Consider the following 22,461-nt stretch of genomic DNA (forward strand, 5'->3'; position numbering starts at 1 on the left):
CCTTTCCCGCACTTGATTTCTTTTTGACTATCCGGTAGTCCATTTACTGTTTTTGATAAGCGGCAATTTGATAATTTAAACCTTTATCCAGAAATGGCCATGAGCACTATTTTGTAATCCCACATAAGTCCTTCGAATCAGACTTCCAACGTATAAAGCTGGGATTCAAGCCCTCTGACTGCCGCAAGATAGTTATTCTTGCCCCCAAAACGTTTTATAATTTCCAGCGGGGTTCCCATCCGGTCAAATGGCTGGACTTTGAGTACGCTCATGCTTTCAAGGTTCTCAATCCCATCGTCTGCATACTTATCCAGAAGAACATCAAGGACTTCCTGTGCATTTTCCCCATATTTGCTAAAATAATCGCTCTTTTTTACCCTCTCAGCCCTTTCCTTCCTGCTCAGCGGTGGACGGTCGAAGGCAACGTGACAGATCAGGTCAAAGGGGTCAAGATCCTTCCCAACCTCTTCTGCAAGCCCATCGAGCAAAACTCCTCTCTCTTCAAGTTCGGTAAGGATTGCCTGCTTTTTCTCGGCTTCGTTCCAGTATTTCAAAAAAGAATCAAGAGATTCAAAGTCCTTGAGCAGGGTCTTTCGGGTATATTCTTTTAAGGATTCGGTAATCAATTTACCATCAGGGCCGTAGTACTGCGTGCGCTCTATGACCACACCAACCTCCACATCGTCCACGAAGTATTTTTCCCTGCGATTTTCTTCTCCTTTTTCTACTGGGCCATTTCCATTTCCGCCCTCAAAATCGTAAATCTCTACCGGCTCGCCGTCAAAATCAGGGTCAGCAAATAGCTCTGTTGCTTTTTTGAAGTCGATTATCGTAAAATAGAATTTCCCGTAATCCTCATTGATCCGCGTGCCTCTGCCTATGATCTGCTTGAATTCGGTCATTGACTCTATGCGTTTATCAAGCACTATCAGCTTGCAGGTCTGGGCGTCCACTCCTGTAGTCATCAGTTTTGAAGTGGTGGCAATTACAGGGTAGCGGCTTTCGGGATTGATAAAGTTGTCAAGTTCGGCTTTTCCTTCGGGATTATCCCCTGTAATCCGCATGACATACTTTCTATTTTCGCCTGCAAGGTCCGGATTCTCGTTAACAATGGCTCCCCTCATTCGCTCTGCATGATCTATATTCTCACAAAAAACGATAGTCTTGTCAAAACGGTCACTGGCTTTCAAAAATTCCGTAACCTTCTTTGCGACCAGTTCAGTTCTTTTCTCAAGCACAAGATTCCTGTCAAAGTCTTTTTGGTTGTAAATTCTGTCTTCTATAGGAGTGCCGTACCTGTCAACCTGATTCTTTTCCGGCCTCCAGCCTGCTAGATCCCTGTCAAGGTCAATGCGGATAACCCTGTAAGGCGCAAGAAATCCGTCTTCAATTCCCTGCTTCAGGGAATAGGTGTAGATTGGCTCTCCGAAATAATGGATATTTGAAATGTCTTTCGTTTCCTTCGGGGTAGCTGTCAGCCCTATGTGTGTTGCAGAGGAGAAATATTCAAGGATTTCTCTCCATGCCGAATCTTCAGCTGCGCTTCCCCTGTGGCATTCGTCGATAATTACAAGGTCAAAAAACTCCGGAGAAAACTGCTTGTAGATATTTTTCTCTTCTTCTGTTCCGGAAACCGCCTGGTAAAGAGAGAGGTAAATCTCGTATGATTTTTCAGCCTCACGATTCTGAATTTTTGTCATGGCGTTTCCGAAATGCTTGAAATCATTGATCCGTGTCTGGTCAACAAGGATATTCCGGTCTGCAAGGAAAAGAATTCTTTTCTTTACCCCTGCTTTCCACAGGCGCCATATAATTTGAAAAGCTGTGAGCGTTTTTCCCGTGCCTGTCGCCATAACCAGCAAAATACGGTTCTGCCCCTTCGCAATTGCCTCTATTGTGCGATTAATTGCTATGCGCTGATAATACCGCAGTGACTTTCGCTGGTCTATAAAATAGTCCTGAGTTACAATTTTCTGCCTGTTCTCATCAAGCCCCTTCCATTCACAGTATTTTTGCCAGAGAAATTCAGGGGAAGGGAATCTATCCAGTGGAATTTCCTCCTCTACCTTTCCGAGAGTGCCTGTTCGGTCGTGAAGTAAAAAGGAGTCTCCATTTGAACTGAAAGCAAAAGGAATGTCCATCATCTCAGCATACAGGAGTGCCTGCTGCATGCCGTCTCCAGGTGAATGTGAATTCTTTTTAGCTTCAACCACTACAAGAGGAATATTGGGTTTATAAAAAAGGATGTAATCGGCTCTTTTTGGCTGTCCCCTGCTGGTAGTTGAGCCTTTGACGATGATCCTGCCGTTTGTAAGTTTAACCTCTTCCCTTATCTGACGTTCTTTCCAGTTGGCCTGCTTAATTGCAGGTGTGATGAATTTCGTACATATATCGCGCTCACTCAGTTCTTTTTTGTTTACATTTTCCATCTGGCAGTCATCCGGCAGATTTTGCTATTATATTACACAACTTGTTTGTTTAGTTCATATCTTAACCATTAAATTTTTTGTGCTTTTGATATATTTTCAATATCCTAAATCCTAATACATATTTTTACATCAATACAATTCCTGGTGTTCAGCCAGGCTCACAAAGTTTTGTTATACTGGTAGTATAACCGTTAAACCAATGAACTAAAACTTGCTATATTCCACTAACGATTATACCTATAAAGTAACATTATATGTTAAAAATATTATATAGAATAAGCGCATGGTATAACCTGCGTTCCCATCTATCTAAACAAAACTCCACTAACAGCATCTACTCCACAAAGATCTGCGGCATACAGCAAAGGGATCGAAAACTGAGATTCGGTCCTGAATTTTATTTCAAACCTCTTTTCAGACTAAGAAACTGGGCATTTTAAATGTCTTTCAACAAATCCAGGCATTAAGATGGGAACGTAACCTTCCTTTAAACAAAATTCTCTCTCCACTTTTTATTTATTGCTGCCACTTTTTGTTCACTTCAGTTTTTTATTATTTCCTGTTTACTTTTGCTATTTCCTACTTACTTTCGTTATTTCCTGTTTGCTTTCTTTCATTCTATTGCTCCTGTTTTTGCCCTTTCTTCCCCTTTGACCATTTTCATTATTCCTTCGGATGCCATAATTCCTGTAGCAGCAGCATTTACTATGTCCCTTGAAAGCCCTGCTCCGTCTCCGGCTGCAAAGAGGTTTTTGATGCTGGTTTCCATCTGCCTGTCGACTTTCAGGTGCATCGCGTAGAACTTGACTTCGGGGGCGTACAACAGGGTCGAGTCCGAGGTGACGCCTGGAATAATCTCGTTTAAGGTCTCAAGGCCTTCGATTATATCCATAACTATCCTGTGGGGCAAGGCCATTGAAATATCGCCTGGGGTAACGTCTTTGAGCGTATTTACGACAAGGTTTTTTGCGAGGCGTTCTTTTGTGGAGCGCCGGCCTCTTCTAAGGTCGCCCATGCGCTGCAGGACCGGTTTTCCTCCCCCGATCGTGGTTGCAAGTTTCGCGATTGAACGGGCGTACTTTGTGGTATTTTCAATGGGCTCGGTAAGCTCGATTCGGACAAGGAAGGCGAAATTAGTGTTTTCGGATTCCGAATTTGCCAGGGAATGGCCGTTGGTTGCGACAAAGTCCTCATACTCCTCCTTTACGACAAACCCGCGCATGTTTGTGCAGAAGGTCCGGACAAAATCATCGTAACGGCGGCTCTGGATATGGAATTTGGGGTCGCGGTTGATTTTCGTAACAGGGTCCATAACGATCGCTGGGACTTCTACCCTTACCCCGATATCAATTCCGCCGTACCGGGCTTCGATTCCGTGTTTCTCAATCATATCCGAAACCCAGTTGCAGCCCCGCCTTCCGGGCGAGAGTAGCACATAGCTGGCCCGGAGTTCTCGCCCGTCAGAAAGTATAATCCCTCTGCAGGTCTCTTTTTCAATCAGCAGATCCTTTACCTCGGTCTCAAGCAGGAAGTCGACTCCTCTGTCAACAAGGTTCTGTTTGAAACGCCCTATGACTGCAGGAGCATTATCCGAGCCTATATGCCGCTGCTTTATCTCGATAAAACGGGCTCCGACCGAAGCAGCCCTGCGTTTAAGCTCCTCTATTTCCGGGCCTTCGGTCAGCAGAGCTCCCTGTGGTGCCCCGAACTTCAAAAAGACCTTATCCACTCTTTCCACAAGCTGCCAGGCTTCGGTCTGGTCGCCTGTCAGGGCTGCCAGGTCTCCTCCGATATCAGGCCGCAGGTTTAAGGTCCCGTCCGAAAAAGTTCCGCAGCCCCCGACCCCGCACATAATATCACAGGGCGTGCAGTGCATGCAGTAGGTCTGGGTTTTCATGGGGCACAGGCGTTTATCTATATCCCTGCCCATATCCACAATAAGAATTTTTAGAGGCTTGAATTTCGCAAGCTCATAAGCTGCAAACATTCCTGCAGGCCCTGCCCCTACAATTATAACATCATAGTTATCATTACCCGAGTTTTTCTCCCCTCTCTCCAAAAATTTATCTTTATTATCCATGGTAGCATCCCTTATAATTCTTGTAAGCATCAGAACAATCCGGAATTTCAGGTTTTAAAAATCTCAAGTTTTAGAAATTTCCAGTTTTGGAACTTCCAGTTTTAGAAGTTTTCATTTTCAGAAATTCCATTTTCAGAAATTGAAACTCCTGAAAACCGGGAATAAACTTAAAATAAAATCTGTAAAATCCCCCGTAAATCCCCGAGTTCCAAACAAAATTCTTAATTTGTTTCTAAATCGCTTTCTATGCTATTTCTGTGCTGGAAACGCACTTTCACTTCAACCTCAATTTAAATTTTTTTCTAAGTATGTATAGATTTGCCGAATCAAAGGAAACTGAAAATACAAACTGTAAGATAAACAAAAGCCTGTGACAGAGGTAGTTTTCACAAGCAATTTTTCCCGTAGATAATTCTTCCCATCAAGCAATTATCCCCTATACCATAATCAGGTATGAAACTGTCCGTATAAAAAACCTTCATTTCACTTAAAATATAACTTGAAATCCCGGTATATCCGGAACAGGCACCAGATTAAACAATTTAAGGATTAAGACAAATTAAAAAACAAATTCAGAAATTCATGGCATTTTAAATTGCATATAATCCGGTATGTGACTACCTTTCTAATGTAATGGGAGTGAGATTGACTATCTTCTTATTGTATCCATAATACTGATATTTAATATTATTTATGAAGACCTCGATGTTGTTAGCATTATATTTTGTCTTCAGATGTTTCCAGGATAATTTATATTTTATATAATTTTTAATATTGTCTGTGACTTTAATCATTAAAACATTAATCAAAAGATTTATATGTGATCTTTCCTCCTTTTTTTGGGTGATATTATAACAACCTGGAATTCAGTAAACCCAGATCAGAAAATTAATTCGGCTGCTCTCAAAAAAGAATACATTGTTGAACCCTGGACAGATGATTCTCCCGGTGCTTCTGAAGATAATTTAATTCCTCAAGAGCCAATAAGTCCCGCATTAGCAGGGCAGGCCAAGATTCGCAGTGCAAACGTCTCTCAGAAGTCAATCCATTACATAACAAAAGGGCAGACCATAGTTCATAGTGTGAACGTAAGTTCTGGAGCAAATTATCTTGAAGTGGATTTGAACTGGGGAGATAAAAGTGATAATCTGAAACTCAGTACCTATAATCCTTCAGGAAAGAACCTTGGAGCCTACCGCGATAAGTCCGATGGAAGCGTAAACGGTAGAATACATCTCAGTATATCTCCATCTAATGGACAAATACAGCAGGGAAAGTGGCAGTTCAAGGTATACGGAGAAGCTGTAAGCGGAAAAGAGGGTTACACGTTTAATGTCTACCAGCATTAGGCTTCAAAAAAAGCTTATCATTGGTTTACTATTGTTTCTATTTACAGTAACAGCCGGGGCTACAGAATATACTGTTAAGCCATTTCCAAGTGACCAGGCAGGAGCTTCAATTAGCGGAGAAGAGGTGATAAAGCTAGAAGACACCGTTATACCCTACTGGCAGTTCCTGTTATGGCTGGCCATAGTGCATGTTTCAACGGCAGTTGACTCACTTTACCCTAAAAAGCTAGTTTTCACAATAGCCGGATATCGGATTGTAAAACCCGGAAATGTACTTGACAACCCCAGCCGTTTTAAGATCTATGATTATATCAAAACCAAACCTGGAGCATACATTAGCGAGATTGTAGAAAATATAGGTTTAGGCAGAGAGACAGTAAAATATCACATAAAAACCCTTGAAACTCAGAACAAAATCGAAGTCTATAAAAAAGGTGGGAAGACGAGATTCTTCGAAAATAATTTTACTTATAATGAGGAAGAAATAAGAATTATTTCTGCTCTTCAAAACGTAGCTAATCAAAGAATAATTTCAAAAATTGTTAATGGCAAGTGCGATACAAATATAGCTCTTGCACGTGAACTTGGAGTTTCCAGGTCTACAATCAGCTGGTATATGAAAAATCTCAGAGAAATCAACCTTATAATGGAAACAAAAGAAGGAAGAAATAAAGTTTACAGAATAAATCATGTATATAAGCCTCTTGTTGAAAAGCATATCCGGTATTTACAGGATTCTTTTGCAGAAGTCGAACATGAAATGGACCGGATTACAGCTTCTTGAAAAGTACATCCGGCATTTACAGGATTCTTACAATAATATGTGTATGTAAAATTATGCTTGTACAACGTATTATAAGTGGCTAACTACCAGCGGACTAATTAGATGTGAAAGACTTTTCAACCTGCTGTACTTTCCTCGAAGGGGAGATTAAGATTATATAAAGTCCCTGAAATAAGGTCTATTAACTCTTAAATACCTGAATTTTCAGGGCTTTAGGGCTTTATATTTTTCTGGTTTAAAGGGGGTAGTAACAGGTGTGGGTGAATAAATTAACCGTTTTTTTAGCGGCTGCTATCTTTCTTATGATTTTGGTTTATAGCCCTGCGTCCGCCAGGGAGATTACAGTAGATGACAATGGTTCAGGTGCAGATTTCAAATCGATTCAGGAAGCTGTAAATAGTTCTTCTCCTGGGGATACAGTTATCGTCATGCCTGGAGCTTATATGGAAAATATTATTGTTAACGTTACCTCGCTGATTATCAGGTCGGAGCCGAAAAATCCTGAGGTACTGGTAAAATCACCGGATGAAAACAAAAGCGCTTTTCTTATAACAGCCAGTAATGTAACTCTCAGCGGCTTTAATATAACAGGTGCTAGGGGAAATTATACTCATTATCCAGCTGGTATTTGCCTTAAGAATGTCAGAAACTGCAAAATTAAAGGCAACACTTTATTTGAAAACGATCTGGGAGTGTGCCTTGTTAATGCCGATCAGAACACAATTTCGGAAAACTTTCTCTTCAACAGTTCTATTTCCCTGTTTGAAGGAAGCAACATGAATAACCTGACAGATAATACCCTTGAAGAAGGTCCCATTTCTCTGTCATATGCTCATTACAATACAATTTCAGAAAACTTTCTCTTCAATGAGTCTATTTCTATGGGTGAAAGCGGCATGAATAACCTGACAAACAACACTATTGAAAAAGGTTCCATTCATCTGGCAGCATGGTCCTCGCTTAATTTAATATCTGAAAATAAGATCTCAAACGGATTGGGTGTAAGTATTGCCTGTTGCGGGGGAGGTGATATAATATCTGATAATACGATTTCAAATTGCTCTCACGGAGTCAGTACATATGATCACGGTATATATGTTATTAACAATAGCATTACAGACTGTTACTGTGGGATAGATATTTCTCAGTCGCCTTCCAGGATTCATAATAATACAATCCTGAACTGCAGCGTTGGAATTAATGTGATGAGCTCTAGCACTGAAATCTCAACCAACACAATAATCTCCAGTGCAGAATGCGGAATTTCTATTCCGGACAGGGAAAGTTATGAACTAATCTATAATAATTATTTCAACAACACTATAAACGTAAGACTGGGAAGTCATGAAGAATATACTTGGAACAATTCACGTACTCCAGGCACTAATATTGCAGGCGGGCCCTACCTGGGTGGCAATTACTGGGCAAACCCGAATGGAACCGGGTTTTCCGAAACCTGTATGGATTCGGACGGGGATTGGATTTGCGACTCACCCTATAATGTCAATGGAAGTGATTTTGATTTCCTTCCTCTCGCATCTATTTCCAGAAAGCAGAACCCACCTGTTGCAAATTTCAGTACCAATATCACACAGGGTCTTGCACCTCTTTCAGTTCAGTTCACAGATTTTTCACAATATGCATTTGAGTGGAACTGGGACTTTGACAATGACGGGGTCTCAGACTCTACGGAAAAAGACCCGGTTTACGAATATAAAGCCCCAGGAAATTATACCGTTAATCTGACAGTAAGAAACGCAAGCGGTACGACCTCAAAAACTCAGGAGATTATTGCACAGGAGGCTAGGAGTCTTCCTGTAGCCGATTTTAGTGCCAATGCTACGAGCGGCAAGGCTCCTCTTTCTATCCTTTTTACCGACCTTTCGCAAAACGTAGCAAAAAGAATATGGGATTTGAACAATGATGGCAGTACTGACTCTACAGACAAAACTGTGGCTTACATATATAATTTTCCGGGAACTTATATTGTTAACCTGACCGCAATCAATTCAAAAGGAACTTTCTCAAAGTTATCCACAATAACCGTATCCCCTGTACAGCGTGTAGATGGGCAACTTATCCTCACTGAATATCAGATAACTACCGATGGATTAAACCCGAGCCGGCCTGCTATTTACAACGGCAGGATTGTGTGGGAGGATGGCCGAAATGGAAATCCTGATATTTATATGTATGATCTCTCTACATCCAAAGAAACTCAAATAACCACAAGCAAATCATATGGCCTTTATCCTGCCATTTATGGAGATAAGGTTGTATGGATGGATCATCGTAATGGGAACGGAGATATTTACATGTACAATATCTCCACTTCCACAGAAACTCCGATCACTACTAATGGATCAGCCTCGAATCCTAAAATCTATGAAAATAGAATCATCTGGGAAGATTACCGCAATGGAGATATCACAAACTTATCGAACTCCGATATCTACATGTATGATCTCTCTACCCACAAAGAGGTTCAAATCACCAACAGTACATCAGACGATTTAAATCCTGATATGTATGGAAACAAGATCGTGTGGTCTAGTAAGCGCCATGAGTTTGAGAACTCAGATATCTACGTGTACGACCTTGCAACTGGACAGGAAACACAGATTATTAGCAATGAATCAATAAGGGGAGAACTTGCTATCTACGGAGACAAAATACTGTGGACAGAATATCGCGATGAAAATAGTGTTATTTATATGTACAACCTCTCAACTTCCAGGAAAATCCAGATTACTACTTGCAGTCAAGCATATTATCCCCTGTCTGCTATCTATGAGGACAGACTCGTATGGGCAGATTATCGTGATGGCCACATAAATGCCTATATGTACGATCTCTTCACTCAGAAGGAAACTCAGATAACCACCAATGGATTATCGTCTACAGAGCTTGCTATCTATGGAGACAAGATTGTATGGATAGACGGCCGTAATAAAAACTCCGATATCTATATGTGCATTATCTCGGAAGAGGGGCAGAGCCCAAAACCACCTGTTGCAGATTTTTTTGCATCTCCTACTTATGGGACAGCCCCGTTAAAGGTATTGTTTACTGACAATAGTACAGGTGAACCCAGTGCCTGGGTCTGGGACTTTGGGGACGGTGTTAATTCAAAACACGCTTTAAACGCAACGCATACATTTACTGAACCAGGAAAATATAACGTAAGTCTTATAGTAAACAATGCAAATGGCAGCGATGTTAAAATAATACCTGAATATATCACAGTTTTCAAAAAAGAATGAATACCTCATACTGAAATTGGAAAACCGATGAATACTGGGGTGAAAGGGTGATACAGAGCTGTTAATTAAACCTGGCAAAACAAACCCTTTCCCCTTATCTGAGTAAATTCGGTAGCCAGTCCGATTTCCTTCTTCTTTATTTATTCTTCTGACAGCCAGTTATGTTCCTTTTTTCAGCTGACTTTCCTGATTACCAATTTCTTCACGACCTTTTTTTCGTCCTCTCCGTTAATGGCTTCTTTGCCATTATTTTCGGAAATTTCAATCCAGAGCCGGAAGCTGTAATCACTGCCTGCTCCAAGATCTCGGATGCGAATCTCAAGGGGATTTTCCTTTGCAGGTTCTTTTTTTCCTCGGAATTTCTGGTGAAAGGTTTTTGCGGCAGCTTTTTCAGGTGCAGGGGCAGAGATTACCCCGATCATCCCTCCCTTTTCATCCGTGGCAATGAAGGTTTTTTCTTTTCTGTCCTGTGTTGCGGGAGATTCCTGTTTTATGGTTTCCCGCCTTAGCTGGCGCCTCACCCTGTTCAGGGCGTCGTCTGTATCCTTTTTTTCGGGAGCTGGCCTGGAAGCCCGGACTTCGGAAAGGTGTTTTTCTTTTCTCTCAGGCGGAACATAGGGAGCTTTTCCCAGGATTTCGTGCAGGAGCATTATTGCAGCTTGCTTGTCCAGGGGCTCGTTATTGTTTCCACACTTAGGGGACTGGATGCAGCTAGGGCAGCCGCTTTCACAGGGGCAGCTCTCGATTGCTTTTAAAGTACCGTCAAGCACCTCTTCTATAAGGTCATAACCCTTTTCGGCATACCCTACTCCGCCCCTGTGACCGTCATAAATGAAGATCCCGCTTTTGCCTTCGAGGTCAGGGTGGGACGGCGTGGAAACTCCGCCTACGTCGCTCCTGTCCACAAGCAGGTGGAGGGAATACATGGAAATCATTGCATGTTCGACTGCATGGATTCCGCCTGCAAAGTCCAGTTTATGTTCTCCTACCAGCTCCTGCAGCCTGTCCGGAAGCTTAAGCCAGAGAGCCATTGTCTGAAGGCTGACCGGGGGCATCTCAAGGGAATGAGCGCTCATTATGTCATTGTTCTGGGTCTGAATTTTCCTGTACCCTATAACCCTGTCCGTTACCTCGACCTCCCCAAGCCCGACTTCGACCTCATCGGCGTGCAAAAGCGATTTTACCGCATAGGTCTCCTGCACGAGCACTGAAGAGTCGATCATCGGTTTCGTATAATAGGTATCATGCGTCTTGACGGCCTGGATCTCTTTCTTTTCATGGTCGATCCGGTTTATGTAGTAGGGCTCTCCCCTGTGCATATAAACAGCTCCGGGGTGACATTCCCTGAAGGCAAGCGTTTCTTCGATGTCTTTTTCTATAGGGAAACACTTTTCCCCCTCAAAAGCAAGCAGGGAATAAGTGTTATTATCTATTCCCCGGAGAGAAACGTGCTTGTATGGGAACGGATCCGTAGAATACTTCAGGTCATCACCTGCAAGCAGGCCTTCGGCTTCCAGAAGTTCCACAACTCTTGGATAGCCTTTCCCGAAGTACTTCTCATCGGATACCCGCAGCGGAATCTCTTTTGCGGCGCAGAGCAGGTGTCCTGCGAGAATATACGGGTTTTTGGGGTTGAGCACGGCGTTTTCACTGCTTCTTGCAAAAAAGTCGGCAGGGTTTCTCATATAATACTGGTCAAGGGCGTTTGTGCCTGCTACAAGGACAACAAGGCTCTCATTTCCGCTTCTGCCTGCCCTGCCTGCCTGCTGCCTGGCACTCATCACGGTCCCGGGGTAGCCGTCCAGAATACAGGCATCAAGCCCTCCTATATCTATGCCCAGTTCGAGCGCATTTGTGGAAATAACCCCTCGAAGTTCTCCTGAATTCATTTTCTTTTCGATTTCTTCCCTTTCCCTGTCAAAATAGCCGCTTCTGTAGGAGCAGATCGCAGGGGAGAGATTCCTGCTCCTCAAAAGTTCCCTGCTGTTTTTATACATCCTCTCAACTCCCTGCCTGGACCGGGTAAAGGCCAGGGTCTGGAGTCCTGCCTGGACAGCCTTTGCAAAAAGCAAAGAAGCTTCGGAAAAACTGCTTCTTCTGAGTGTGTACCCTTTATTGTTCAGATAAAGCGGCGGGTTCCAGAAAACGAATTGCTGGCTTCCCTGAAAAGAGCCGTTATTCTCAATCACTGAGGCTTTCCGCCCGATAAGCGTTTCAGTATGATCGTCCGGGTTTCCGATTGTCGCAGAACAGCAGATAAACTGCGGGGATGCCCCGTAATACTCAGCCACGCGCAAAAGCCGCCTGAGCAAGTTTGCCATATTGCTGCCTATAACCCCCCGGTAGTAATGGCTCTCGTCAATGACTATGAACCTGAGGTTTGAGAAAAAGCGTCTCCAGAGGTGATGCCAGGCAAGAAAACTCATATGGATCATCTCAGGGTTCGTTAAAACCACATTAGTTTGCCCTTCTCTTACCTTCCTTTTCTCGGCTTCTGAGAGGGCGCCTGTATAACGGGCTATGCCTGCCCCTGATTTCAGCACCGCTTCGAATTCAAGAAAGGACTTTAACTGGTCATTTACAAGAGCGTTTAATGGGGAGATGTAAAGGGCAGTTGTTTCAGGTTCTTTAAGGATAGCTTCAAAAACAGGAATCATGTAAGTAAGGGATTTTCCGCTTGCTGTAGTCGTACAGAGTACGACATCTTTTCCTCTCCGGATTTCTTCTATGGCTTCGGCCTGATGCGTGTACAGATCTTCGATCCCGATGCCTGAAAGGGCTGCTTTTATCTGTGGTTTCAGCTCCAGAGGCGCATATAGGGCTTCTCTTGCAGGGATTTTCTCATTATGAACAATCTGGTTTTCATAGCGGCTGGAAGCTTGAATCTGGTCCAGGAAGTGGGAAATGTCCATTTTTTTCGGCACCGTTTTATTTTATCCGGGAAATGTTATTTTTATATTATTTGGGTTTTTCTTTCCTATTTACTCTGGCGGTTCTTGAGCTTATACCACAGAACCATTTTATTCCCAACATTATACCTTTTCAATACTCAAATACATCTTTTTTAAAATCTTAAAGACAATTTGGTTTTCCTGGCTCCGTTGTAATATTACAATCGGAAATCTCATTGTAATCGGAAATCCCATCCCGATCAATTCACAAATTTCTTTAAACGAGCCCTTAAGCCTTTAGCTTCCGCAGAAGATCGCTTTTTTCCCAGTATGAAGGGGAAATAGTTATTGATAAGGAAGATTACAGGTATCAGGCAGAGAAGGTTCAGCACCGTTAAGCCCAGAGCAAAGCCGGTGTTGTAGTAGAAAGCCTCAATATCAACCACAAAAACCAGAACTATGAATTTTGTAAGGAGATCTTTTACAGGGAAGTGGAGCGCAAGCACAATCAGGCTATTTCTTCCGTAATATTCCAGTACCTTTGAGCTCCTGACATTTTTGAAAAGATAAACAAAGGTAAAAATTCCTGAGAAAGCCAGAAGGTAGTAGGAAAAGAAATCTCCGTATTTCAGTATATTCATATTCATCTCTTCTGCCGTAGGAAAGTGCAGAAGGTATCCAAAATACAGCAGGTTCACCAGGGTGAGAATTCCGGGAAGAAGGTTCCGAGCCCGGAGGAATCCTTTCCTGAGCCCCGAACCTGGCTGGGAATCCGAACTGGCTTGTGATTTCTCCCCTGGTTTCCGTTCTTCCGATTCTATGAATTTTCTAAATAAATTCCCTGCCCCGTAAAAGACCACGGCAGTCAGAGCCACATCACTGTTCCAGGGCAGCCTGAAAGGCACGTAGACCGAATAAAGATATCCTATCACCCCGACAGCCGTAAGCCCGAGTACAAGTTTTCCCGGCTCCGAGTAATATTTTCTTGCAAATCCGTAAAAGAGCAGTTCGGTTACGAAAAGGCAGGTCAGGAACCAGAGGGGCGGATTGTAAGAGATGAGGGGGCCCAGCGCATAAACGATGGAATGAATATTTTCAACAGGACTGGCTTTGAAAAAATCAATGTTCGTGACTCCTGGCTGGTATCCTGTATCCAGTAATAAGTAAAACAGGCAGGTAAGCAGGGCAAAACCAAAGTAAGGCACAATAAGCGACCTGAACCTTTTCTTTACAAAACTTGCAGCAGACGCTGTATGTTTCCAGAAGTCAAACAGCAATCCGGAGATGAAAAAGAAAAGAGGCATATGAAAGGAAAAAATGTAGGTATCGAGCGCTACCGGTAATTTATGGTGAGCAAACACTACCAGTATAATCCCGATCCCTTTTAAAGCATCGATCCAGTGAAGTCTCATCTTAGCCTAAAAAATAAACACTGTTATATAATAATCTTTTGCACCCGAATTGCGCCTCGGGAGTACGCTGCCCTTTTCGCTCCCCGAATTGCGCCTCGCCCGAATTGCGCCTCGGGAGTACGCTGCCCTTTTCACTCACTTCGTTCGCTCAAGAGGGCTAATTTATGAATAAAAACTGAAGTGAGCTCAAGAGGGCTAATTTATAACTCAAAATACTGAAGTGAGCTTAAGAGAGCTGACTTATGGGCAAGAAAGGTTACATTTTCAACTCGCTGAGGAGGGCTGATTTACCCGGATTTCAAACCCTCGTAGAGGCGTGGTCAGGCGGGCTGGTTTGCAGAGTTCAGCATTTCTATGAACTTTTTTCTGCTGCCGGATGAGGCTCTGCTTCTTTATTCTGTGCTTTATTCGGTACCGCCTCTGCCTTCTCCTGAACCGCCACTTCTTATGCTATTTCTGTAATCTCCATGATCTCCATGACCTCCATGATCTCCATGATCTCCGTGATCTTCATAATCTCCATGATCTACGTAATCTACGTAATCTCTGCCTTCAAGACGGGATGAAGAGCAGGCATTCTCAAAATCACAGCCAGATCGATTATAATTGTAACTTATGGGATGGAAGCGGCTTTCTTTTAGCTGTTCAGGCGAGATAATCTGAGATATGTTCTGAAGAAATTCTTTTGCGACTCCGAGAGAGAGAGCATACACCAGATAAGAGTCCCAGGTCTCTATTGATTCAGGAGAATTTTCTTTGAGGGCAGGAAGGGCTGTAAGGTATTTTTTAAAATTCTCCCACCGTTTATAGTAAAGGTTTCCCTCGGGAGTCCACCGTCCAAATACCGCTACGAATGTCTTTGAATGCTTTGTCAGAACGAACCCGAAAATTCCGATCGAAGCCGCCAGCACGTTAATCTTTGATGCCAGGGGAAAAGCGTCTGATGGGAAAAATCCGGAGATGAGAATATAATAAACAATTGCAGCTATTAGAATGGCTCGGGAAAACCAGAACATATATTCGTTTCCCGTAGATTGGAAGTATTTATCAAATGCAGTGTGTGCCTGGACTTTTTTGCTCCAGGCAATTAAGAATTGATAGAAATCTTTTCCGCTTTGGAGTTCCGTTTCAAATTTTTTCCAGGAGATTTTCCTTTCGGAAGCATGAGCTTTTAACAGATAAAGCACGTCTTTCTCAAAATCTTCCAGTTCGGATAAGCTTCCTTTAGCTTCCGAATATATCTCATTATTTACAAGTTCGATTATAAAGTCCCTGGACCCGGATTCCAGGGTGTGTAATGAGTCTCCCTCTTCGGGTTTTAAATTCCGCAAAGCGATATAACCGCGGTTGGCAAGGTCCATAACCGTAGCAGTAAATCCATCTATTGTCGGAATACCCATGCTCCCTTTCATAATGGCATTTACCACGACAGGTTTGGAATCTACAGGCATTTCCCTTTCAGACAGAGCTTCATAATTAATTTCCTGTTCTCTTCCATATCGATAATATATAAGGAAAGGAAATGCCAGGGCACAGAGTGCAAATAAAATTGTCATGTTATATAGATTCTCTAAGATCAAACCTTTGCGTTGATATCTACTTTCAGAGGCTAAGATTTCTTCAAGCCCCTCTGCATCATCTATCTGGACAAGACCGGGATTCGGGGACGCAATCCTTGGGAAAACCGCTCTGATTTCGTACCATTGGGTTGAGGGGATCTCACCTGTCCTTAGGTTAATAACATTATTTTCTATAGCCCCTTCCTCTGTATAAACAACAGGATGAGTCCAGTACCTGATTTCGCTTTCGTTTTTCACCGGAAGCATAACACTTCCTTTTAAACCCTTGAGAGATCTCTCCCATTCCCCGCCCCACAGCTTATAATGAAACTCAGAGACATCCCTGTGAACTTTGACTGCACCATAATGATCATAAGAAATAAAAAAAGTCAATTTTTCCGGAGTAGGGTCCGGAAGCTCGCCTATTAACCTGTACCCATCTAAAATCGGTTCAATTCTGAGTTTACACGCTTCATTTGAACAATTCCCCTCGATATTCCGGATAGACTCTCCGGGCAACGTTTTTAGTTCTCTGTGAATATCTATGTATTTTCCATCAAATGCATATGAAACCGATTCTTCAACGTGGACTACCCCGCTGGCATTAACAGTTATACTGGTTTCAGCTCCTTCCAGTGAGTATTTTGCACTGGCTGAAGCTGCCAGGCAGAGAACAAGCAGCAAGAAAACGACTGTTTTCAATAGCGCAGAATAAAAATTTGCCTTTCCGGCAGCTTCAAAGGAAGCATCTGAAAGCTCCACTCAAGTTTCCCCCAACCCATATTATTTTCCGGATAATATAATTATTCGGAATCCTTTTAATACTTGGGTCTAAACTGGGTTGCAGATACCTGTTTTTTGTAAAGTATAAATCAGGATAGATACCACTTACAAATGTTATTGAAGACAGCCTTTCAATGTTTAAAGGAAAAACCTCCTTAAAGGAAATCCCCTCTCTTCGACAGCGGAACTCGAACTTCTCAGCCGTGAGATCAAAAAGGTGCTCAAGCCGGGCGGGTCAATATTTATGCTGCGAATACCCTGGATGCCCAGTACGGAACAGGAATTCACAGGAAGAAGATATGTACGAGATTGCGGGCGGTTTGGTTTTATAGTGCATTTTTTCAGCGAAGAAAAGGTAAGGCACCTGGCAGAAGAATATGATAATTTCTGATAATTCGAAGTATAAGAGTTTGAAGAAGTAGAGTTTGAAGAAGGTGAACTTCCGGGGAAACTGTATCTGGTAACCATGCGGAAATAAGGACGGACACGGAGTAAGTATGAACAATGGAATAAGAATGGACAGCCTTTGATAAAGTACAGAAGGGCAGGGAAAATCTCAGTCAATAAGCTGTGAACGCCTGCGATAATTCTTTCGTGTTTTCCGTATTCCGTTCTTTCTTATGAATTAAACTTCATATTAAATTAAAATGAATACCATAGAATAACGTGTATATAATTGAATTTTATGTTTGCGTTAAAATCTTTTATCTTAGAATATTTTTTCGTTGAATACAATTTTTGATATAATTAATTTAAAATAATTTAACTTATTAGTATATTCTGGAGTTGGGAAACAGGAAATAAGGGGTAAACCAAACCGAGATCTACCATATAAAAGAACCTCCTGGGGGTTGCTGATCTTTCTTCGAACCGATATGCTTGGGGGAGCATAACTTCGGAGAGACTGTATTGGGGGATGCAGTGAACGGATTAAGCGCCTCTGGGTTTCTTCTTAACTAACTGATTTTTCTATCTTTTTCTGTCTTTTGAAAGTACTCTTTGAAGGTACTTTTTAATGCTTTTCAATTTTCACTTAAATTCGCCTTTAATTTGTTTTTTATCTGTTTTTAATTATTCTTTAATCAGCTTTTTACTTGCTTATTGTCCAATCAGTATAGATTAAAGGGATCCAAAATTCCTCATTTTCAATATATAGCATTAAATTAAAAGATTTAAGCTTTCAATTGTCTATACAGTTTTTATAACTCCGAAAGAGTGAAAAAATCGATTTTCCATCCTGACTTTATTAAAGGGAAACTCTCACGCATGAAAGGAAAAACTCTCAGGTGTGAAAGAGAATCTCTCAACTATTCTCAGCTATGCGAAAAATCCAATTTATAGTTTTTATCAGAGCAAATTATTATAAATAAGTTTATGCGTATAATTCATTCATAAGGCGCATTCATAAGGCGTTTTCTGAAGCATTTTCACTATATTGACTGGCATTACTAAATCTTATTAACTGATTAAACCTGCAACTTTATTTAAGATAAAAAGTCAGGTTTTTCAATAATATATTACAATAATTTTCTCTATAGAATCTGCTCTGTATAATCAACTGTTAAATTAACTCTTCCTAAACTGGGCCATGGCTCTGCCGGTAGACGCTGGTCAGGCGGAAGAAGGTTCCCAGGATATATTTTCCTTAAGGCGAGTGAATATTGCTGTAAAATTTCGAGAAGCCTGTAAGGAGTGAGACAGGCCGAATTGAAGTTAGAGGCAGTGCAGTAAATAGACTGAACGGCCTGGATCAACGCATTTTTGACTTTATTTATTAAAGTCGGAGAGAACTCGATGAAAAATGATAATGAAAATTCGGGCATTGATAATATTAGGAATGTGCCCTGGGGAGCACATTTTTGCCAGTTCTACCAGACAAAAGAAGATCTGATGGATATAGTTATTCCTCTTTTAAAAACAGGCCTGAAAAATAACGAAGCTTGCATCTGGATCATCTCACAGCCTCAGGAAGTAGAAGAGACGAAAGAAGCTCTGAAAGCCACTTTTCCCGATATTGAGATTTTCCTGCGGAAAGGGCAAATCGAGATTATTTCCTGTGATAACTGGTTTATAAAAGACGGTACCTTCGATTCGCAAAGAGCCTTAGATGGTCTGACCGAGAGAATCGACCGGGCCCTGGCCAGTAATTATACTGGCTTGAGATTGATTGAGGATATTTGCCGGCTGGAAAAAGAGAGCTGGAATGGTTTTGTTGATTATGAGAGAAAAGTGGACTCTGCTATACACAGGCATCCGGTGACAGTTTTATGCACGTATTCCCTTGAGATCTACAATTCAGCCGAGATTCTCGATATCATTGCAAACCACCAGTTTGCTTTGACTAAGAGAGAAGGGAAATGGGAGCAGATCGAAAGCATAGGGCGGAAAAATCCTGCTGAGTGCAGGCGAGCCGAGCAGGCGCTGCAGGAGAGCGAGGAGAAGGATCGCAGACTCTTTGAGGTCATGCAGGAAGCTTTTTTCATAGCCGATATCATCACCGACGAGACAGGCAAGCCGGTCGATTACCATATTCTCGAGGCAAACCAGGCTCTTGAAACCCAGACAGGGGTTCAGCTGGAAAAGTTCATTGGCAATACTGCGCTTGGAATGTATCCCGGACTGGATCCTTTCTGGATTCAAACCTACGGCCGCGTAGCCCTTACTGGCAAGCCTGCACACTTCACCTATTACGCCGATGTGCAGGGGCGCCACTACGAAGTATCGGCATACCAGGTTCAGCCAGGCCGGTTTGCTGCTATTTTCCTGGATATTACTGATCGAAAGCGGGCTGAAGAAGCATTGCGCGCCAGCGAGGCCCGGTACCGATCCCTTTATGAAAACAGCCTCGACGGAATTATGCTGACCAGGCCCGATGGCACTATTCTCTCTGCAAACCCTCAAGCGTGTTATCTCTTTGGCATGACTGAAGAAGAAATCCGACAGGTGGGAAGAGAAGGTGTAGTAGTCAGGGACGAGAAGCTCGCAGCTGCACTTAAAGAACGGGAGTTGACAGGCCGGATGAAGGCCGAACTTACATGCAGACGGAAAGACGGGTCAACTTTTGTCTGTGATACTACCTCTAACCTGTTTGTTGATGCCGACGGCAGTATGAAAACGAGCACGATCATCAGAGACATCACAGAACGCAAGCAGCTTGAAGGGCAAACTCGACTTCGAGCCGAAGAAACGGAAAAGATAATGGAGGTAGTGCCTGTTCCTATTTTGATCGGCCATGACCCGCAGGGTCATAACATTACAGGCAACCGAATGGCCAGCGAGTTCTACGAGGTCGAAACAGGAGACAATATCTCTGCTAGTGTTACAGAGGCGCGGCGCTTTTTTTACAAAGGCCGCGCGTTGACTGCTGACGAATTGCCCATAGAGCAAGCTGCCTTAAAGGATACAGACGTGCGCGATATGGAAATAGATATGCTGCTGCCAAGCGGAAAATGGAAGGTGATTACAATGTCAGCCAGTCCGCTTCACGATGCAGAAGGGCATGTGCGCGGCAGTGTCGCTGCGTTTATGGATCTGACTGAGCGTAAGCAGGCTGAAGAAGCTCTCCGAAAGAGTGAGGAACGCTACCGTGTGCTCTTCACAAACATGACCGATGGTTTTGGTCTTGTAGAAGTTATCTATGATAGGAACGGTAAACCATATGATTATCGTTACCTTGAACTTAATCCTGCTTTTGAGCTCATTTTAGGCGTAAAAAGAGAACAGCTGTTAGGCAGGACCATGCTGGAGGTGTTCCCCAACGCGGCCCCAGTAGCGATCGAAAAATACAGCGAAGTTGCGCTTTCAGGCAAGCCAGCTCATTTTGAAATCTTTAGCCAGATAGCGAATAGATATCTGGACATTTATGCGTTCAGTCCTGAAAAGGGGAAATTAGCGCTGATTATTAGAGATGTCACCGAACGTAAAAAGATAGAGAAAGATCTGCAGGAAAGCGAGGAAAAATATCGCAACATCGTAGAAACAGCCAGCGAAGGTATATGGATAGGGGATCCTGAAGCCAGGACAATCTATGCCAATAAAAGATTGACTGAGATGCTGGAATACGCTCCATATGAAATGATTGGCAGGTTCGCATGGGAATTTGCCGACGAAAAAGATAAGCCAATCGTCAAGAAGAATATTGAAAGGAGACGAGAGGGTATCGATGAGAGCTATGAGTTTAAATTCATACGTAAAGACTGTTCTCCACTGTGGACAATTGTAAGTTCCAAATCACTCTTTGATAAAGACGGTAAGTTTACAGGCTCTATGAGCATGCTCACCGATATTACCAGGCGAAAAGAAGCAGAAGCTAAGTTGAAAGAAACTCTCGACAATTTAGAAAGTTTGGTTAAAGAACGAACCGCAGAGCTTGAGGAGGCTTACAAATCGCTGGAAGAAAGTGAAAAACGTCTTGCTGAAGCTCAAAAAATGGCTCATATCGGACACTGGGAGTGGGATATTTCAACTGAAGAGTCATACTGGTCTGACGAGCTCTATCGCATTTTCGGACGTAACCCTCAAGAACCATATTCAGCTTATCAGGAGTTTTTAAGTTATGTCCATCCGGATGATCGAGACTATGTTATAAGTGCTGCTAACAGGGCTATGAATGGAAAGCCGTACAGCATTGACTACCGGATTATCTCGGCTGATGGGAAAGAACGTACAGTTCACATGCAATCCGAGGTTATTTTTGATGAGAATAATACCCCTGTTCGGATAAAGGGAATAGTCCAGGATATTACGGAGCGCAAAAAAACGGAGGAGAAGCTACAGCATACCTATTCCCGCTTGCGGGCCTTCTTCGACCGCAAAATCGACGGTATTGGCATAATCATCGCAAACGTGGAAGGGAAAATTCTGGAAGCCAATAATTACTATCTGCATATGCTGAGATTCAGTCGAGAGGAGCTCGAAGCGGGCGTGGTGAACTGGTTGGAGATAACCCCGCCGGAATGGCTCCAGGCCGATGAGAAGGCAATTGCAGAACTGCGGGAGCATGGCGTTTCGACCCCTTATGAGAAAGAATACCTTCGGAGAGATGGTTCTCGCGTGCCCGTATTAATTGCCAATACCATATTTCCGGGAAGCCACGGTGAGATCCTGGCTTTTGTTCTGGATATTACCGAACGCAAGCGAACCGAAGAAGCTCTGGCAAACTTGGAAAAAATCCGTATAAAGGAGATTCATCACAGGATCAAGAATAATCTGCAGGTTATCTCATCCTTGCTTGACCTCCAGGCAGAAACCTTCTCTCGCCTTGAGACCTGCAAAACTCCGGAAGTTGTCGAGGCTTTCATGGAAAGCCAGAGCCGGGTCATATCAATGTCTCTAATTCACGAAGAGCTGTATAAAGGCGATAAAATCGATACTCTTGACTTTGCAGCTTACCTTCGGAAGCTAACTGAGGACCTCTTTAGCTCGTATAAACCTCAAAATAAGGATATCAGTTTGAAACTGGATCTCGAACAGGTTTATCTTGGCATGGATGCAGCAATCCCTCTCGGAATTATTGTAAACGAGCTGGTTTCAAACGCTTTTAAGCATGCTTTTTCTGACCGCAGGGAAGGTGAGATCCGGATAAACCTGCGTAGAGTTGAGACTTTTTCCTTCGAGAGTGAGATTATAGGTCCAGATAAAGCCTGTACGGGAGAAAATGGCTTCGATTACAGACTCGAAGTATCGGATAACGGGAGAGGAATCCCGGAAGAAATAGATTTCGAAAATACTGATTCTCTCGGACTTCAGCTTGTAAATATTCTTGTCCAACAGATCGATGGCTGTATTAAGCTTGAAAGAGACCACGGAGCAAAATTCACTATATGGTTCAGTGATATAGAAAGATGAGCCGACCATTTTCATTGAGCCTATCCCAGAACCAGTTAAAGTTTCAATAAGTAAGAATGTCAGG

Annotated in this window: 10 protein-coding genes; 5 read left to right on the forward strand and 5 right to left on the reverse strand. The window is 42.8% G+C overall.

Annotation, left to right across the window (positions count from 1 at the left end; translation table 11 throughout):
* Window positions 1-137: 137 nt before the first annotated feature.
* A complete protein-coding gene (gene hsdR, locus ACPK8D_RS03620; protein ID WP_424716482.1) occupies window positions 138-2,429 on the reverse strand; it encodes an EcoAI/FtnUII family type I restriction enzme subunit R in 2,292 nt (763 codons plus the stop codon).
* A gap of 613 nt (window positions 2,430-3,042) precedes the next feature.
* Window positions 3,043-4,509 (reverse strand): NAD(P)/FAD-dependent oxidoreductase, encoded by a 1,467-nt coding sequence (locus tag ACPK8D_RS03625; RefSeq protein ID WP_424716640.1) that lies wholly within the window; start codon window positions 4,507-4,509, stop codon window positions 3,043-3,045.
* An 839-nt stretch (window positions 4,510-5,348) separates the two neighbouring features.
* On the opposite strand from ACPK8D_RS03625, the gene ACPK8D_RS03630 reads away from it, so the two are divergent.
* The 3 genes from ACPK8D_RS03630 to ACPK8D_RS03640 all read left to right on the forward strand — a co-directional run bounded on the left by ACPK8D_RS03630 (window position 5,349) and on the right by ACPK8D_RS03640 (window position 9,905).
* The gene (locus tag ACPK8D_RS03630; protein WP_424716483.1) at window positions 5,349-5,858 is read left to right on the forward strand and encodes a pre-peptidase C-terminal domain-containing protein; all 510 of its coding nucleotides are present in this window, start codon (window positions 5,349-5,351) and stop codon (window positions 5,856-5,858) included.
* Window positions 5,842-6,642, forward strand: coding sequence for a winged helix-turn-helix transcriptional regulator (locus ACPK8D_RS03635; RefSeq protein WP_424716484.1), 801 nt, complete (start codon window positions 5,842-5,844; stop codon window positions 6,640-6,642). The genes ACPK8D_RS03630 and ACPK8D_RS03635 overlap by 17 nt, the downstream gene beginning before the upstream one ends.
* Window positions 6,643-6,944: 302 nt before the next feature.
* On the forward strand, window positions 6,945-9,905 hold the full coding sequence (locus tag ACPK8D_RS03640) for a NosD domain-containing protein (RefSeq protein ID WP_424716485.1): 2,961 nt from the start codon (window positions 6,945-6,947) through the stop codon (window positions 9,903-9,905).
* A 173-nt stretch (window positions 9,906-10,078) separates the two neighbouring features.
* Here the strand turns inward: ACPK8D_RS03640 and ACPK8D_RS03645 are convergent, their stop codons facing one another.
* From ACPK8D_RS03645 to ACPK8D_RS03655, 3 genes are all read right to left on the reverse strand, one after another.
* Window positions 10,079-12,829 carry a DEAD/DEAH box helicase gene (locus ACPK8D_RS03645; protein ID WP_424716486.1) on the reverse strand — a complete coding sequence of 917 codons (2,751 nt, stop codon included), beginning with the start codon at window positions 12,827-12,829 and terminating at the stop codon, window positions 10,079-10,081.
* A gap of 227 nt (window positions 12,830-13,056) precedes the next feature.
* Complete coding sequence (locus tag ACPK8D_RS03650; protein ID WP_424716487.1) at window positions 13,057-14,208, reverse strand: acyltransferase family protein; 1,152 nt, start codon at window positions 14,206-14,208, stop codon at window positions 13,057-13,059.
* Window positions 14,209-14,612: 404 nt separating this feature from the next.
* Entirely contained in the window at window positions 14,613-16,529 is a 1,917-nt protein-coding gene (locus tag ACPK8D_RS03655) for a DUF2207 domain-containing protein (protein ID WP_424716488.1), read from the reverse strand.
* A 265-nt stretch (window positions 16,530-16,794) separates the two neighbouring features.
* Here ACPK8D_RS03655 and ACPK8D_RS03660 point away from each other — a divergent pair, with 265 nt between their 5' ends.
* Window positions 16,795-16,941, forward strand: coding sequence for a hypothetical protein (locus tag ACPK8D_RS03660; protein ID WP_424716489.1), 147 nt, complete (start codon window positions 16,795-16,797; stop codon window positions 16,939-16,941).
* A 1,403-nt stretch (window positions 16,942-18,344) separates the two neighbouring features.
* The gene (locus ACPK8D_RS03665) at window positions 18,345-22,397 is read left to right on the forward strand and encodes a PAS domain S-box protein (RefSeq protein ID WP_424716490.1); all 4,053 of its coding nucleotides are present in this window, start codon (window positions 18,345-18,347) and stop codon (window positions 22,395-22,397) included.
* Window positions 22,398-22,461: the final 64 nt, after the last annotated feature.

It is taken from the genome of Methanosarcina sp. (assembly GCF_049706645.1).
GTDB lineage: Archaea > Halobacteriota > Methanosarcinia > Methanosarcinales > Methanosarcinaceae > Methanosarcina.

What these genes read in the sequence shown, in the direction of transcription:
- hsdR (WP_424716482.1), bottom strand. Translation starts at nt 2,429, where the DNA reads ATGGAAAATGTAAACAAAAAAGAACTGAGTGAGCGCGATATATGTACG.
- ACPK8D_RS03640 (WP_424716485.1), top strand. Translation starts at nt 6,945, where the DNA reads ATGATTTTGGTTTATAGCCCTGCGTCCGCCAGGGAGATTACAGTAGAT.
- ACPK8D_RS03660 (WP_424716489.1), top strand. Translation starts at nt 16,795, where the DNA reads ATGCTGCGAATACCCTGGATGCCCAGTACGGAACAGGAATTCACAGGA.
- ACPK8D_RS03625 (WP_424716640.1), bottom strand. Translation starts at nt 4,509, where the DNA reads ATGGATAATAAAGATAAATTTTTGGAGAGAGGGGAGAAAAACTCGGGT.
- ACPK8D_RS03665 (WP_424716490.1), top strand. Translation starts at nt 18,345, where the DNA reads ATGAAAAATGATAATGAAAATTCGGGCATTGATAATATTAGGAATGTG.
- ACPK8D_RS03635 (WP_424716484.1), top strand. Translation starts at nt 5,842, where the DNA reads ATGTCTACCAGCATTAGGCTTCAAAAAAAGCTTATCATTGGTTTACTA.
- ACPK8D_RS03650 (WP_424716487.1), bottom strand. Translation starts at nt 14,208, where the DNA reads ATGAGACTTCACTGGATCGATGCTTTAAAAGGGATCGGGATTATACTG.